This is a genomic window from Catellatospora sp. IY07-71 (genome assembly GCF_018326265.1).
Taxonomy (GTDB): Bacteria; Actinomycetota; Actinomycetes; order Mycobacteriales; family Micromonosporaceae; genus Catellatospora.
The window spans coordinates 7,863,018-7,877,879 of sequence record NZ_AP023360.1 but is presented as its reverse complement, the minus strand read 5'-3'; the positions used below and the strand labels follow the sequence as shown (position 1 = coordinate 7,877,879).

11 protein-coding genes are annotated in these 14,862 nt (G+C 74.5%); 4 read left to right on the top strand and 7 right to left on the bottom strand.

The genetic code is table 11. From position 1 onward, the window contains the following. Window positions 1–356: 356 nt before the first annotated feature. The gene (locus CS0771_RS35275) at window positions 357–2,813 is read left to right on the top strand and encodes a transglycosylase domain-containing protein (protein WP_244871220.1); all 2,457 of its coding nucleotides are present in this window, start codon (window positions 357–359) and stop codon (window positions 2,811–2,813) included. A gap of 92 nt (window positions 2,814–2,905) precedes the next feature. On the opposite strand, the gene CS0771_RS35270 is transcribed toward CS0771_RS35275, so the two are convergent. From CS0771_RS35270 to CS0771_RS35240, 7 genes are all read right to left on the bottom strand, one after another. Then, window positions 2,906–4,030: a magnesium and cobalt transport protein CorA gene (locus tag CS0771_RS35270; RefSeq protein WP_212845032.1), complete on the bottom strand. Its 1,125-nt coding sequence runs from the start codon at window positions 4,028–4,030 to the stop codon at window positions 2,906–2,908. Window positions 4,031–4,053: 23 nt separating this feature from the next. Beyond that, window positions 4,054–4,569: a GNAT family N-acetyltransferase gene (locus tag CS0771_RS35265; RefSeq protein ID WP_212845031.1), complete on the bottom strand. Its 516-nt coding sequence runs from the start codon at window positions 4,567–4,569 to the stop codon at window positions 4,054–4,056. Then, a complete protein-coding gene (locus tag CS0771_RS35260; protein WP_212845030.1) occupies window positions 4,563–5,474 on the bottom strand; it encodes an NAD(+)/NADH kinase in 912 nt (303 codons plus the stop codon). Before CS0771_RS35260 ends, CS0771_RS35265 begins: the two co-directional genes overlap by 7 nt. 9 nt (window positions 5,475–5,483) lie before the next feature. Continuing rightward, entirely contained in the window at window positions 5,484–7,037 is a 1,554-nt protein-coding gene (locus CS0771_RS35255) for a hypothetical protein (protein ID WP_212845029.1), read from the bottom strand. Beyond that, window positions 7,034–7,372, bottom strand: a complete 339-nt coding sequence (locus CS0771_RS35250) for a PadR family transcriptional regulator (RefSeq protein WP_212845028.1) — start codon at window positions 7,370–7,372, stop codon at window positions 7,034–7,036. Before CS0771_RS35250 ends, CS0771_RS35255 begins: the two co-directional genes overlap by 4 nt. A 66-nt stretch (window positions 7,373–7,438) precedes the next feature. Continuing rightward, the gene (gene hrpB / locus CS0771_RS35245) at window positions 7,439–10,042 is read right to left on the bottom strand and encodes an ATP-dependent helicase HrpB (protein WP_212845027.1); all 2,604 of its coding nucleotides are present in this window, start codon (window positions 10,040–10,042) and stop codon (window positions 7,439–7,441) included. 161 nt (window positions 10,043–10,203) lie between these two features. Continuing rightward, on the bottom strand, window positions 10,204–11,616 hold the full coding sequence (locus CS0771_RS35240; protein ID WP_212845026.1) for a hypothetical protein: 1,413 nt from the start codon (window positions 11,614–11,616) through the stop codon (window positions 10,204–10,206). A 201-nt stretch (window positions 11,617–11,817) separates the two neighbouring features. On the opposite strand from CS0771_RS35240, the gene CS0771_RS35235 reads away from it, so the two are divergent. The 3 genes from CS0771_RS35235 to CS0771_RS35225 are packed head-to-tail and all read left to right on the top strand — an operon-like array spanning window position 11,818 to window position 14,699. Further along, window positions 11,818–12,456 (top strand): maleylpyruvate isomerase N-terminal domain-containing protein, encoded by a 639-nt coding sequence (locus CS0771_RS35235; protein ID WP_212845025.1) that lies wholly within the window; start codon window positions 11,818–11,820, stop codon window positions 12,454–12,456. 10 nt (window positions 12,457–12,466) lie between these two features. Beyond that, a complete protein-coding gene (locus tag CS0771_RS35230) occupies window positions 12,467–12,856 on the top strand; it encodes a GntR family transcriptional regulator (RefSeq protein ID WP_212845024.1) in 390 nt (129 codons plus the stop codon). 28 nt (window positions 12,857–12,884) lie between these two features. Next, on the top strand, window positions 12,885–14,699 hold the full coding sequence (locus CS0771_RS35225; protein ID WP_212845023.1) for a glycoside hydrolase family 15 protein: 1,815 nt from the start codon (window positions 12,885–12,887) through the stop codon (window positions 14,697–14,699). Window positions 14,700–14,862: the final 163 nt, after the last annotated feature.

Below are 14,862 nucleotides of genomic sequence, written 5' to 3'. Positions count from 1 at the left end.
GCGCCAACGGGGACGCCGCCAACGAGGGGCCGGACGAGCCGTACCGGGTCGGGGGTAATTCTCACCCGATCCACTGATCGGGCCGGTCGATGATGGCTGGTCGGCCGGATTGTGCTCGGCCGATCGGTGATCGACGGGTGTGATTCGCCGCTGCGCGGCGCGGCCGGAGACCGTTTCTCACCGGGGGTGACGTCCACAGGGCGTCACCCCCGCGCTGTACTGCGGTTCCCTGCGGCACACGTCACGCGATGGCAACTGAAAGTAGTCGGGACCACCGGGGCGAGCGGGGTATGGCTAACCTGCGGAGACGGTAGCTCCTGGCCGCACTCGTACTTCCCTCAAGGACGGAGTGGAGCATGACTACTTTCGGTGACGACGAGCCGGTCGTGGGCCGGGCCCGCCCACCCATGGGGCCGCCGCCCGCCCAGGGCCGGGCCGGGGTGCCCCGGCCCGTGACGCCGCCCGCCGCCCCGGTGGCCGCGAGGGCGCGGGTAGCGCCGCCGGGGCGCGAGAAGAGACCCGTGGCCGCCGATACGAAGCGCCGGAAACGGCGGGCGCTGATCGCGGCCGCGATCGGCGTGGCGATCATGCTGAGCGGCGTCGGGCTGATCGCGGGCACCTACTTCTACGCCAAGACGCCGCGGCCGGAGGAGCTGGCGCTCAAGGAGAACACCGAGGTCTTCTCCGCCGACGGCAAGCAGATCGCCAAGCTCGGCGCGGAGAACCGCACCGTGGTGCCGATGGAGACGCTGAGCGAGCCGGTGCGCAACGCGCTGATCGCGGGCGAGGACAAGAAGTTCTACCAGCACAGCGGCATCGACCTGTGGGGCATCGCGCGGGCCGCGTGGAACAACCTGACCGGCGGCGAGACCCAGGGCGCGTCCACGATCACCCAGCAGTACGCCCGCGCCGCGGCCGACGACCTGGAGATCACGTACGCGCGCAAGATGCGCGAGGCGGTGATGGCCCGCAAGCTGGAGGAGGAGTTCAGCAAGACCCAGATCATGGGCTTCTACCTGAACACCGTCTACTTCGGCCGCAGCGCCTACGGCGTCGGGGCGGCGGCGCAGGCGTACTTCGGCACGGACGCGGCGAAGCTCACCGTGCCCCAGGCGGCGGTGCTCGGCGCGGTGCTGCGCCAGCCCGAGCCCAGCGACACGTTCGCCGGCTACGACCCGCACCACAACTCCGCGGCGGCTCGGGAACGCTGGAACTACGTGCTCAACAACATGGTCGAGATGGGCTGGCTGAGCGCGGCCGACCGGCAGGCGGCGGTGTACCCGGAGGACACGCTGAAGCCGTACAAGCCCGGCCAGCACGCGGGGGAATGGGGCTACCAGGACCGGCCCACCGGCAATGTGATCAACTACGTGGCCGACGAGATGCGCGCCTGGAACATCCCGGACTGGCGCAGCGGCGGCTACCGGATCACCACGTCGATCGACTCGCGGGCGCAGGCGGCGCTGGAGAAGCAGATCAACCGCACCCACCAGTGGAAGCGCACCTGCTCCACCAAGGACGGCAAGGAGACCTGCACCGAGACGCTGGAGAAGGCGGTCGACGCCAGGGGCACCCAGCTCTACGGGCAGCCGAAGAACCTGATGGCGGCGGCCGTCGCGATCGACCCGCGCAACGGCCGGGTCATCGCGTACTACGGCGGCAACGACGGCACCGGGGTCGACTACGCGGGCAGCAACGGCAAGGGCGGCGACGAGTTCGGCGGCCACCCGCCCGCCTCCTCCTTCAAGATCTACACGCTGGCGGCGGCGCTGGAGAACGGCTACTCCATCAAGAGCCGCTTCGACTCCACCGCGCTGTCCAAGAAGAACGGCGACGAGGCCGACGTGTCGAACTCGGGCCGGGACAACGACGTCAGCTGCGGGAAGTACTGCACGCTGGAGCTGATGACGGTCAAGTCGTACAACGTGCCGTTCTTCAAGATCGCGCGGGACATCGGCCCCGAGAAGGTGGTCGACCTCGCCAAGCGGGCGGGCGTCACCACCATGTGGTCCAACGACGGCAAGGCCCAGCACCTGGGTCAGGACGGCGCGAAGACCGGCCGGGGCACGTTCGATTACCAGGTCGGCTTCGGCCAGTATCCGATCACCGTGCTGGACCACGCGTCCGGCGCCGCCACCTTCGCCGCGCACGGCACCTACCGCAAGCCGCACTTCGTGGTGAAGGTCGAGCGCAAGGACCGGCAGACCGGCGAGTGGAAGCCGGTGGAGGGGCTGGGGGAGAAGGTCGAGTCGCGCAAGGCGTTCACCACGGAGATCGCCGACGAGGTGACCTCGGTGCTCAAGCAGATCCCGGGCGTGCACTCGCTGTCCGGGCGCGAAGCCGCGGGCAAGACCGGCACCTGGGAGAACGGCCAGCGCAAGGCCAACGGGGAGAAGGTGCACCCCGGTAAGAACTCGCACGCCTGGTTCGTCGGCTACACCCCGCAGATCGCGGCGGCGGTCTGGGTCGGCAACGTCCGCCAGGAACTGCCGATCGTCGACAAGAACGGCGACAACATCGCCGGCGCGAAGCTTCCCGGCCAGATCTGGGAGGAGTTCATGAACGAGGCCCACAAGGCCATGAACCTCAAGCCGGAGCCGCTGCCCGACGGCACCGACGGCCGGATCGGCGACCCGGACAAGGGCGACGGCGCGTCCCCGGCCCCGCCCCCGCCCTCACCCTCGCCGAGCTGCCAGCCCGGCGAGTGCGAGCCGTCCACCGAGCCCAGCAGCTCGCCCGAGCCCGAGCCCAGCAAGTCCCCCTCGCCCAAGCCCAACCCGCCGTCCCCCAGCGTCAAACCCCCGAACCCCTGACGGCGAGAGGAAGGGCACCTTCGTCGGCTCGCGTCAGCGAGACGAGCAGCAGCTCGGCTCGTTTCCGATGTAGAAGGTGCCCTTCCTGACGTTCACAGCCAGCCGGAGCGGCGGAAGGCCCGGTACATCAGGACCGCTATGGTGAGCATCAGCAGCAGGACCGCCGGGTAGCCGAAGCGCCACTGGAGTTCCGGCATGTACACGAAGTTCATGCCGTAGATGCCGGCCAGCGCCGTCTGCGCGGCGGCCATGGCGGCCCACGCCGCGATCTTGCGCATGTCGTTGTTCTGGTCCACCGACAGCTGCGCCAGCCGCGCCTGCAGGATCGAGTTCAGCAGGTCGTCGTACGTGACGATGCGCTCGACCGTACGCAGCAGGTGGTCGTTGACGTCGCGGAAGTAGCGCCGGATCTCCTTGGCCAGCCCCTCCTTGTCCTCGGCGAGCATGCCCAGCGGCTGCTGGAGCGGGGCCACCGCCCGCTTGAACTCCATCAGCTCGCGCTTGAGCTGGTAGATCTGCGCCGCACGGTTCTGCGGCTGGTGGCCGAAGACGTGATCCTCCAGCTCGTCGATGTCGTTCTCGAACGCGACCGCGACCTCCAGGTACGAGTCCACCAGCCGGTCGGCCACCGCGTGCGCCACCGCCCACGGCCCCAGGGCGAGCCGCTCGGGCCGCCGCTCCAGCTCGGCACGCACCGGGGCCAGCTCCCCGGCCGGGCCGTGCCGCACCGTGATCACGTAGCGCTCGCCGATGAAGACGGCCACCGAGCCGGTCTCCACCACCTCGCACGTCTCGGTCAGCTCCGGGTGCTCGACGTAGCGGGTGGTGCGCAGCACGAACACCGTCACGTCGGCGAAGCGCTCGATCTTGGGGCGCTGCCGCCGGGTGGTCGCCGCCTCCACCGCCAGCTCGTCCAGGCCGAAGCGCTTGGCGACGGGCGCGAAGTCCGCCTCGGTGGGCTCGTGCAGGCCCAGCCACAGGAACGCCCCGGGCGCTGCGCGCACCGTCTCCAGGCCGGAGTCGTAGTCGCAGGCGCCCGGGCGCCGCCGGCCGTCGACGTACACGGCGCAGTCGACGATGCGGCCGGACAGGTCCGCGGGCTCGGGCGGGGCCGGGTGGGCCGGGCCGGCCGGGCGGATGCGCTCGGCGGCCTTGCGCAGGGGCCGGGCCCAGGCCCAGGAGACGCCCGTCGGGTGCTGCTCGTCGCGCACGGTCACCCCCTCCGGATGATCTTAATCGGTCACAGGCGCTGGAAAGGTGACGCGTAGCTGAACACTCCGGTCAGCGCCGGGTCGTACGCCGACAGCGCCCGCGCCTGGAAGGCGCCGCCCCACTCGGCCACCGGCGGGACGACGCCCAGCTCCTGCGCAGGCCGGAAGCCGAAGCGGGAGTAGTAGTCCGGGTCGCCCAGCAGCAGCACCAGCGGCTCGCCGAGCGCGTCGGCGGCGCCGAGCACCGCGTGCATCAGGGCGCTGCCCACCCCGGAGCGCTGCCGGTCGGGGCGTACGCTCAGCGGCCCCAGGCCCAGCGCGGGCCGGTCGCCGACGTGCCCCCGGGTGCACACCACGTGCCCGACGACCTCGCCGCCGTCGACGGCGACCAGCGACAGCGCGGGCAGCCAGCCCTCGTCCGTGCGCAGCTCGTCGAGCAGGCCCGCCTCGACCTGCGGCGCGGGGGCGTAGCGGGGAGCGAAGGCGGCCTCGGTCAGCGCGCGCACCGCCGCGACGTCGGCGGGTTCTTCTCGTCTGATCAGCACGGGTTGATCGTGCCGTACGGCGAGTGCGCGCCGTCGCCCGCCCCGTCGACCTCGGCGCTGCCACGGACCTGCAGCTTGCGCCGGGCGCGCTCGTAGAACGAGGTGTGGCCGAGGCGCACCACCCGGGCCGCGTCGGCCAGCGCGCGCACGGCCAGCCGGTCGCCGGGCCCGACGTAACCGTCCACCCGCCCGTCGACCTCGACGGCCAGCCGGCCGCTGCGCGGCAGCACGTCCAGGGCCAGCGCCTCGTCGGCGGAGAGCACCATGGCCCGGTTGAAGCTGGAGTGCGCGGCGGCGGCCACGACCAGCACCGCCCGCACCGTCGGCGAGACGATCGGGCCGCCGCTGGAGAAGCTGTACGCGGTCGAGCCGGTCGGCGTGGCCACGATGACGGCGTCGGCGGCGTACCGCACGAACGCGTGGTCCTCGACCCGGATCGCCACCGCGGCCAGGCCGTCCCCGGGGATACGGCACAGCGCGATGTCGTTGAACGCGGTCACCTCCCGCCCGTCGGGCAGGGTGGTGCGCACCGCCAGCCGCGACTCCACCGAGTAGTGGTGGTTGTCGATCGCGGACAGCGCCGTGGGCAGGCCCTCCACATCGATCTCGGGCAGGAAGCCGAGCCGCCCCAGGTTGACCCCGAGCACGGGCGTCGCCCGCCCCGCGCCCAGCCGCATGGTGCGCAGCATCGTCCCGTCGCCGCCCAGGCTGACCAGCAGGCTGGACCGCTCGGCCAGCTCCGCCGGGCCGACCGCGACCGCCTCGCACGCGATCCGGCCCACCTCGTCGGGCAGGCCGAGCACGGTCACGTCACGGCGGCGGGCCCAGTCGGTGATCGTCCTGATGGCGGGCGCGGAGTCACGCTCCGGATGCAGCACCAGCCCGACCGTTCGTACCAGGCCCACGCTGCCACTCTACGGTCCGGCATGCCCCGGTCCGGCGGCTTTGGGCAGCGCCGCCCAGACCGCCGGGACGGCCAGCAGCACCGGCAGCACCGGACCCCACGCGGGCAGGCCCGGCAGCGTCAGCCAGGCCAGCCAGCCCAGGCAGAGCAGCCCCGCCGCCGGTGCGGTCCCGCGCCGGGGACGCCGGAACGCGGTGTACGCGCCGCAGGCCAGCGGCACCACGGCCAGCATCACGGCGAGGCCCGCGGTGCGCACCGGCACCCAACCGCCGATGGCCCAGTCGTTGCTGTAGACCCCTACCGCGTACGCCGCCGCCAGCGTGCCCGCCGCCGCGGCCCCGGCCTGTGCGAGCACCCGGCGCGTCGCGCTCGGCCCGAGCAGCAGTCCCGCACCGACGCACACCGTGACCGTGGCCGCCACGTGCCCGGTGACCGCGTCCAGCAGCCCCGCGAACACCAGCAGCCCGCCCGCGTATCCGGCCAGCAGCGACCCGGCCGCCGCGCGCGCCGGAGTCCCGGCCGGGCCGACGCCGACCGGACCACCGGCCTCCACGCCACCTGCCGGACTCGGGCCTGCCTTCGCGCCCGCGGCACTCGCCGGGCGGCAGCCGCGAACCGCGGCCGGTCGTGCAGCAGCGGATACGCCTGCGGCACGGCGGGACGTGCGCAAGTGGGCCATGGCGCCCACGACCACGCAGGTGCCGAGCAGCACCTGCGCCAGGCGGCCGAAGCGCGGCAGCTCGCCCGTCACCGGCCAGCTCGCGGCGTCGAACGGCCCGAGCCAGGCGCCCGGCAGCGCGATCAGCAGCGTCGCCCACAGCCAGGGCCGGGCGGCCCCGCCGCGCCGGAGATCGGCCAGGGCCAGGCACGCGAGCACCGCGACCGCCGCCGCGACCACGAGCCCGGCCTGCGCCACGGCGGGCTGGTAGTAACCGGTGTGCGGGTGGCCGGGCGTGCCGTCGCGCCACAGGTGGGTGACCACGTCCGCGCCGCAGGCCACGGCGACCGCGCCGAGCGCCGGAGCGGCCCGCCGTTCGGCGCCGCGCCGGAACCCGTCCGTGCCCGCCAGCGCGAGCAGCCCGAACACCGCGAGCGCCATGAGCACCCAGAGCGGCGGCCGGTCGTACACCGTCATCGGTGCGACCAGGGGCAGCACCGCCGTGACGGCCAGCGCCCCGGCCAGCGCCGGCCGGAGGAGCCGGGCCGGAGCCAGCAGCGCCACGGCACCCGCGGCCAGCCATGCGGCGTACGCGACCGGCCCGAGCGTCGGCGGTCCCAGCGGCTCCACCCGCCCCCACAGGAACGCGCTCAGCCCGCCGGTCAGTGCCAGCGCGACGGGCGCGGCCCGGGTGAGGCCGTCGGCCAGGCCGTCGACGGTGGCCAGGCCCAGCCGGGTCCGCAGGCCGCCCTCGACCAGGTCGGCCAGGTCGCCCACGGTGGGCCGGGTCCGGCCCGGCGGGGCCAGGTCGAGCAGGGTGGTGAGCAGCTCGTCCCCACGGGCGTCGCGATAGGACTGCGGGTAGCACCGCAGCACCTGGCGATAGCGGCGCTCCAGCGGGCTCATGTCGTGGCCGGGCCGCGCACGTGCTGCCGCAGCCGCGCCGCCGCCGCGCGCGCGTTGTCCGCCATCCGGTCCACCTCGGCCGCCAGCAGGTCGGCGCCCGGGTCGGTCAGCCGGTAGTAGCGGCGCAGCCGGCCGTCGACGACCTCCTCGCCCTCCTGCGCCACCAGGCCCTGCTCGCTGAGCCGGTCCAGCGCGCCGTAGAGCGTGCCGGGGCGCAGCGTCACCCGGCCGCCGGAGAGCGCGGCCACCTCCTGGATCACGCCGTACCCGTGCATCGGGCCTGTGGCCAGCGCGGACAGGATGAGAAAGGTCGGCTCCTGCAGCGGTGCGGTCACCCCTCGACAGTACGGCGACCGGTATATGCCGTCAACCGCCCCGCAGGTGGCGATGCGCGGGCGGGGTCAGGTGCCGCGGGGCTTGGCGCGGCGGGTGGGCTCGGCCGCGGTCGGGTCCTCCGGCCACGGGTGGCGCGGGTAGCGGCCGCGCAGCTCGGCCCGGACCTGCGGGTATCCGTTGCGCCAGAACGAGACCAGGTCACCGGTGACGGCGGCCGGCCGCCCGGCAGGGGAGAGCAGGTGCAGCACCACCGGCACCCGGTCCCCGGCCAGCCGGGGCGTACGGGTCCAGCCGAACACCTCCTGCACCTTCACCGCCAGCACCGGTGCGGCCGGGTCGGTGTAGTCGACGCGGACGCGCGAACCGCTGGGCACCTCCAGCCGCTCCGGCGCGAGCTGGTCCAGCTGCGCGGCCTGCGGCCAGGGCAGCAGCGTGCGCAGCGCCGCCGCCACGTCGATCCGCTGCAGGTCGTCGCGGCGGCGGGCGGTGCCCAGCGCACCGCCGAGCCACTGCCCGGCCCGCGCCAGCAGCGCCTCGTCGTCGACGGCGGGCCACGGGTCGCCGAGCGCGTGCGCGCAGAACGCCATACGCTCGCGCAGCGCCGTGGCCTCGGGCGTCCAGCGCAGCAGCCGCAGCCCCTCCCGGCGCAGGCCCTCGGCGAGGGCGGCCGCGACCAGCTCCCGGTCCGGCCTGGTCAGGGGCCGCTCGGTCAGCGTGATCGCGCCGAGCCGGGTGACCTGGCGGGCCACCACGTCCCCGTCGGCCCAGACGATCTCGTCTGCGGTGGCCAGCAGCGCGGCGGCGGACTGCCGCGCGGTCGCCTCGTCGGTGGCCGCGGCCAGCCGGATGCGGGCGGAGCTGCTGCCCGGCTGCCGGTCGGCGGCCGCCACGGCCAGCCACGGCACCCCGGTCAGCGGCGAACCGGGCGCCAGCTCCGCCGCGGTGCCTCCGGCCATCAGGTAGGTCCGCCCGCCGGGCGTACGCAGCCGCGCCACCCGCTCCGGGTAGGCCAGCCCGACCACCAGCGCCGCGGCCAGGTCGTCCGGCAGCCGTCCACCGCCCGGCCGGCCGGGCGCGCGGTCGGGGTTCGCCGTCGCGCGATCCCGGCCGCCGCCATGCTGATCCGGCGGTGCGGTGCACTCTCCACGCTGGTCCGGCGGCCCCGCGGCCGCTCCACTCCTGGAGGCGGGGGTGAGGCGGCGGACCTCGGTGCGCCAGGCGGCGCTCGCGGCCGGGTCCACGCCGTCGCGCAGGCGGCGCCAGGCGGCGGACAGGTCGTCGGTCGGGATCGGAGTGTCTGCGGCCAGCAGCGCGACCACCTCGGCGGCGCGGTGCGCGCCGAGTTCCGCCGACGCGTCGAGCAGGGCGCGGGCCAGGCGCGGGTGCGCGCCCACGGCGGCGATCGCGCGGCCGCGTGCGGTGACCCGGGCTTCGGCGTCGAGCGCCCCGAGCGCGGTCAGCGTCTCCCGGGCCACCTGCGCGGCGGCGGCCGGGGGCGGGTCGAGCAGCGCCAGCCCGGACCCGTCCGCGCTGGACCAGCAGGCGAGCTGGAGCACGAACGCGGTCAGGTCGGCCGACGCGATCTCGGGGTCGGGGTGCTCCGGCAGCCGCGGGTGCTCGGCCTGCGACCAGCACCGGTACGCGACGCCCGGCCCCTGCCGCCCGGCCCGCCCGGCCCGCTGGTGCGCCGCGGCGCGCGAGGCCCGCACCGTGACCAGCGCGCCCAGCCCGCGCCCGAGGTCGGTGCGCGGCACCCGGGCCAGCCCCGCGTCGACGACGACGCGTACCCCGGGCACGGTGAGGCTGCTCTCGGCGACCGCGGTGGCCAGCACGACGCGGCGGCGCGGGCCCGGCCGCAGCGCGGCGTCCTGGGTGCCCGCGGCCTGCCGTCCGTGCAGTCTGAGCAGGTCGATGCCGGGCAGGCCGCCCAGCCGGGCCGCGACGCCGTCCAGCTCACCGGCGCCGGGCAGGAAGACGAGCAGGTCACCCTCGGTGTCGCGCAGCGCCTCGCGGGTCACGGCGGCGACGTGGTCGAGCAGGCGCGGATCGACGCGCAGGCCGTACGGCGCGTCCACCGGCCCGGTGGGCGGGCGCCAGCGCTCCTCGACCGGATACGGGCTGCCGGTGGCGGTGACCACCGGCGTGCCCGGCCCCAGGGCGGCGGACAGGCGGGCGGCCTGCGCGGTCGCGGAGGCGGCGACCAGCCGCAGGTCGGGGCGCAGCGCGGCGCGCACGTCGGTGGTGAAGGCCAGGGCCAGATCCGTGTCGAGCTGGCGCTCGTGCACCTCGTCGAGCAGGATCGCGCCCACCCCGGCCAGTTCGGGGTCGTGCTGGAGCCGCTGTACGAGCAGGCCGGTGGTGACCACCTCGACCCGGGTGTCGCGGCCGGTGCGGCTGTCGCCGCGCACGCTGTAGCCGATCGGGCCGCCCAGCGGGGTGCCGGTCAGCTCGGCCATGCGCCGGGCGGCGGCGCGGGCGGCCACCCGGCGCGGCTCGGCCACCACGATCCGGCCCTCGTACGCGCCCGCGAGCGCGAGCGGCGCCAGCGTGGTCTTGCCGGAGCCCGGCGGCGCGACCAGCACCGCGGTGCCCGGCCCGGCCAGCGCGTCCAGCAGCGCGGGCAGCGCCGCGCGGACCGGGAGGTCGGTCTCAGCCGAGTCGGGAAGCACCCGCCCAGTCTGCCGAACCCGCCCACCGGCCCGGCAACCCGGCACGCACCGTTCCCCCCGTCCGATTGGGCGGCTGCAGTTTCGGGGAAACTGCACGTTCGCCTCTCGCGTTTCCTGCACTTTCCCCGAAACTGCGTCCAGCGGGACGGGCGTGGGGCGGATCAGGGGCGGATGAAGGCGATCATGGGGGTGAGGGCGGCGGTCTGCAGGACCATGGCGGTGGCGATCACCGCGATCGGCCAGGTCCGGGACGAGCGGGCGCAGACCCAGGCCACGGAGATCTGCACGAACACCGCGAGGAAGATCCACAGCCGGGTGGTCTCGCCGCGGTTGATGCCGACCAGGTCCAGGAAGGCGAGCACGGCCAGCCCGGACAGGGTGAGCACGGCCGCAGTCCGGGTGACGCCCCGGCGCACCGCGTCCCAGGCCGCCCAGCCCAGCGCGACGCACCCGGCGATACCCGCGCACAGCGCGAAGTCGCCCAGGTTGCGCACCACCCAGACGTCGTACGGCCGGTGCGCGCGCTCGTTGAAGTCGGTGGCGTCGGCCAGCACCTCGGCGAGGTTCACGAACAGGTCGTAGCCGAACACGGCCCGCATGCCCAGGTACGCCGCGGCGAACGCGCCCAGCGTCAGCGACACCAGCCGCAGCAGGTCGAACCCGGACAGCTCGCGCCGGTAGAGCGCGAGCGCGGCCAGCCCGGCGAAGGTCAGCCCCATCACCAGCGGCAGCGGCTCGAAGAAGAACACCAGGTACAGCGAGGCGCCCAGGCCGACCGCCCAGCCCCAGTGCGGGTTGCGCAGGAAGCGCACGAACAGCCACAGCGCCAGCAGGATGGGCAGCGGCGACACGGTGTTCAGGATCGGCAGGAAGAACAGCCGGCCCGGCACCAGCAGGCACAGGATCATGGCGTACACCGCGACCCGGCCGTCGCCGAGCACCTCCCGCACGATCAGGTAGATCAGCAGCGCGGCCAGGCTGGACAGCGCCGTGATCAGCACCCCGAGCGCCGCGGGCGACGTGCTGACCGTGCTGAGCAGGTGGTAGAGCAGCGTCTTGCCGGGCATGTTGGACCGGGCGTGCTGCGGCAGCTCGTGCACGATCTCGGTGAAGCGGGTCAGGTACTCGTACGCGCCGAAGCGCAGCGACGGGGTGTAGAACGAGTTCGCCTTGTCGCTGGCGACGATCGCGCCCAGCGACACCTCGTCCTGGGCCCGCAGCAGCAGCTGCAGCGGCACCGCCGTGGCCAGCCACATGCCCACGGCCAGGCGCTCGCGGCCGCCCGCCAGCACCCGGTGGGTCAGCCACAGCAGCGCCAGCACGGCCGCCGCCGCGCCCGCGAACGGCAGCAGCATCTCCCACGAGAAGACGCCCACGTAGCGGTAGCGCCAGGCGCCCGCGCGCGAGCCGGCGGGCAGCAGCCGCAGCGCCGCCAGCACGGCGGCGACCAGGGTCAGCCCGGCCCCGGCCAGCACCACGGCGGTGACGGCGCGCGGCGTACGGTCCGCCACCGCCACCGGCACGGGCGTCGCAGCGGGGGGCCGTTCGACGGTGAGCAGTGGGCTGTCCGGCACGAGCGGGTCCTTCCACGTGGGTATGGAAAAGCAGCCTGCCCGGGGGAGTCAGGCACGCGACACAAGCAACGGAGCAATCCCGACCCGGATACGGCCCGCTGCGTGACACGGTCAGCCGGTGCCCGGCCGGGACGGTCGGCCGCGGCGCGATGGGACAGGACTTAGGGTGGTCGGCGGACCCCGAGATCCCCGGAGGCGGCGATGCACCCGTTGCGTGAGGCGTACCTGCAGGCGGCACGGTCGGCCGCGGCGCTGCTCGGCGACCCGGCCGTGGCGGCCGCGTGGGAGCGGCCCAGCGCGCTGGCCGGGTTCACCGTCAGCGGGCTCGCCGGGCACCTGGCCGGCCAGGTCGTCGCGCTGCCCCGGGTGCTGGCCGCGCCCGTCCCGGACGGCCCGCCGGTCGCGCTGCTGGACCACTACACCAAGGTGCGCTGGATCGGCGCGGACCTGGACGCCGACATCAACGTGCAGATCCGCGACGGCGGCGAGAAGGCCGCGTCGATCGGCGCCCCGGCGCTGGCGGCGCAGACCGCCGAGGCGGCACGGGAGCTGGCCGGGCTGCTCGCCGAGGCGCCGGGCGAGCGGCTGATCAGCCCGCCCGCCGGGCCGTGGGCGCTGCGGCTGGACGACTTCCTGGTGACCCGGATGATGGAGATCGCCGTGCACTCCGACGACCTGGCGTACAGCGTCGGCGTGCCCGCCCCGCAGCTGCCCGGCGCGGTGCTGGAGCCGGTGCTCGCGCTGCTCAGCGGCCTCGCCGTACGCCGGCACGGGCAGGCCGCGGTGCTCCGCGCGCTGAGCCGTGCCGAGCGCGCCCCCGCGTCCGTGACCGCGTTCTGAGGAGCCGTACGTGCAGCTCACCATCGACCACGACAGCGCGGTCCCGCCGTACGAGCAGGTCCGGCTGGGCATCGCCGAGCTGATCGGGAGCGGGCGCCTGCCTGTGGGCGCGCACCTGCCCACCATCCGGCAGCTCGCCGCCGACCTGGGCCTGGCCGTGAACACGGTGGCCCGCTCGTACCGCGAGCTGGAGGCGGCCGGGCTGGTGACGACCCGGCCGAGGCACGGCACCACGGTCGCCGAGCGCCGCCCCGGCCTGCCGCCCGGCGAGGTGCTGACCCGCCTCGACGCGGCCGCGCGGGCCTACCGGGCCGCCGCCCGCGAGCTGGGCGTCAGCCTCGACGGCGCGCTGCAGGCCCTGCGGCGCGTCGACGCCGAGGACCCGGCACGCCCCTCCTGAGTGGCTGAGCTGGGCATATGCTGGCCGTGTGGCGGACGGGGCCGCGGGTCGCTACCTCGCGATCGCCGATCACGGGCTGATCGGCGACCTGCGCAGCGTGGCCCTGGTCGGGGTGAACGGCACCATCGACTGGTACTGCTGCCCGCGTTTCGACTCGCCCAGCGTCTTCGCCTCGCTGCTGGACGCCGACCGGGGCGGGAAGTTCGAGCTGGCCCCGACCGTGCCGGCGGAGACCAAGCAGTTCTACTTCCCGGACACCAACGTCCTGATCACGCGCTTCTTCGCGTACGACGGCGTGGGGGAGATCCAGGACTTCATGCCCATCGTGGGCGACCCCACCGAGGCGGGGCGGCACCGGCTGATCCGCCGCGTGCTCTGCGTACGCGGCAAGCTGCCCTTCGCCGCGCTGGTCGCGCCCCGGTTCGACTACGGCCGGGCGCGGCACGAGGTGCACCGCGACGGCGACCGGACGGTGTTCGACTGCCACATGCTGACGCTGGCGCTGACCAGCAGCGTTGAGGTCACCGTCGACGGCGGCGACGCGCGGGCCGAGTTCACCCTCGCCGAGGGCGAGACGGCGGTGTTCGCGCTGGACCGGGTCTCCGACCAGGTGCGCCCCCGGTCCTGCCCGCTGGCCGAGGCGGAGGAGCAGTTCGAGGAGACCGTGCGCTACTGGCGGCGCTGGCTGTCCACCTCGCGCTACCGGGGCCGGTGGCGGGAGATGGTGCACCGCTCGGCGCTCACCCTCAAGCTGCTCACCTACGCCCCGACCGGCGCGATCGTCGCCGCCGCGACCACCAGCCTGCCGGAGCAGATCGGCGGCGAGCGCAACTGGGACTACCGCTACGTGTGGATCCGCGACGCGGCGTTCTGCCTGTACGCGATGCTGCGGCTGGGCTTCTCCGAGGAGGCCGCGGCGTTCATGGACTTCCTGGACCGGCACGTGGCGATGCGCGGCGACGGCCCCGACGGCCCGCTGCAGATCCTGTACGGCATCGACGGCCGCACCGACCTCGCCGAGCAGGAGCTGCCGCACCTGGAGGGCTACCGCTGCTCGGCGCCGGTGCGCATCGGCAACAACGCGGTGGGCCAGCTCCAGCTGGACATCTACGGCGCGCTGATCGACTCGATCTACCTGTACGACAAGTGGGCGCACCCGATCTCCAGCGACCGCTGGGAGGAGGTGATCGCGATCGTCGACTGGGTCTGCGGCAACTGGAATCAGCCCGACGAGGGCATCTGGGAGACCCGCGGCGGCCGCCACAATTTCCTCTACTCCCGCCTGATGTGCTGGGTCGCCATCGAACGCGCCATCCGCATGGCCGTGCGCCGGGGCCTGCCCGCCGACCTGCCGCACTGGCGGCAGACCCGCGACGACATCTACTACCAGATCATGCGCAAGGGCTTCTCCACCGACCGCCAGGCGTTCACCCAGCACGAGGACGCCGACGTGCTCGACGCCGCGGTGCTGATGATGCCGATGGCGAAGTTCATGTCCCCGTCGGACCCCAAGTGGCTGTCCACGCTGGACGCCCTCACCCACGATCTGGTCTCGGACTCCCTCGTCTACCGCTACGACCCCGCGGTCAGCCCCGACGGCCTGCGCGGTGTCGAGGGCACCTTCTCCATCTGCTCCTTCTGGTACGTCGAGGCGCTCGCCCGCGCCGGCCGCCTCGACGACGCCCGCCTGGCCTTCGAGAAGATGCTCACCTACGCCAACCACGTGGGCCTGTTCGCCGAGCAGATCGGCCACACCGGCGAGCAGCTCGGCAACTTCCCCCAGGCCTTCACCCACCTGTCCCTCATCTCCGCCGCCGTCAACCTCGACCGCGCCCTCGGCTGAGGGAGCCGGTCAACATGTGGGCGCGGCGGGGCGGTGCGGGTGGGCGGCTTGTTAGGCTGGGCGGTGGGCCGTGACTGGCGCGCTGGGATGGGTCACCATCGGGGAGCGGCTCCGTCACCGTGACGCTGTGCCGTGCGCCTGGGCCTCTTCCATCACGTCAAGG

Bases quoted from the DNA above. Each gene is read 5' to 3' on its own strand.
- CS0771_RS35275 (WP_244871220.1), top strand. From the start codon at position 357: ATGACTACTTTCGGTGACGACGAGCCGGTCGTGGGCCGGGCCCGCCCA.
- CS0771_RS35255 (WP_212845029.1), bottom strand. From the start codon at position 7,037: ATGAGCCCGCTGGAGCGCCGCTATCGCCAGGTGCTGCGGTGCTACCCG.
- CS0771_RS35235 (WP_212845025.1), top strand. From the start codon at position 11,818: ATGCACCCGTTGCGTGAGGCGTACCTGCAGGCGGCACGGTCGGCCGCG.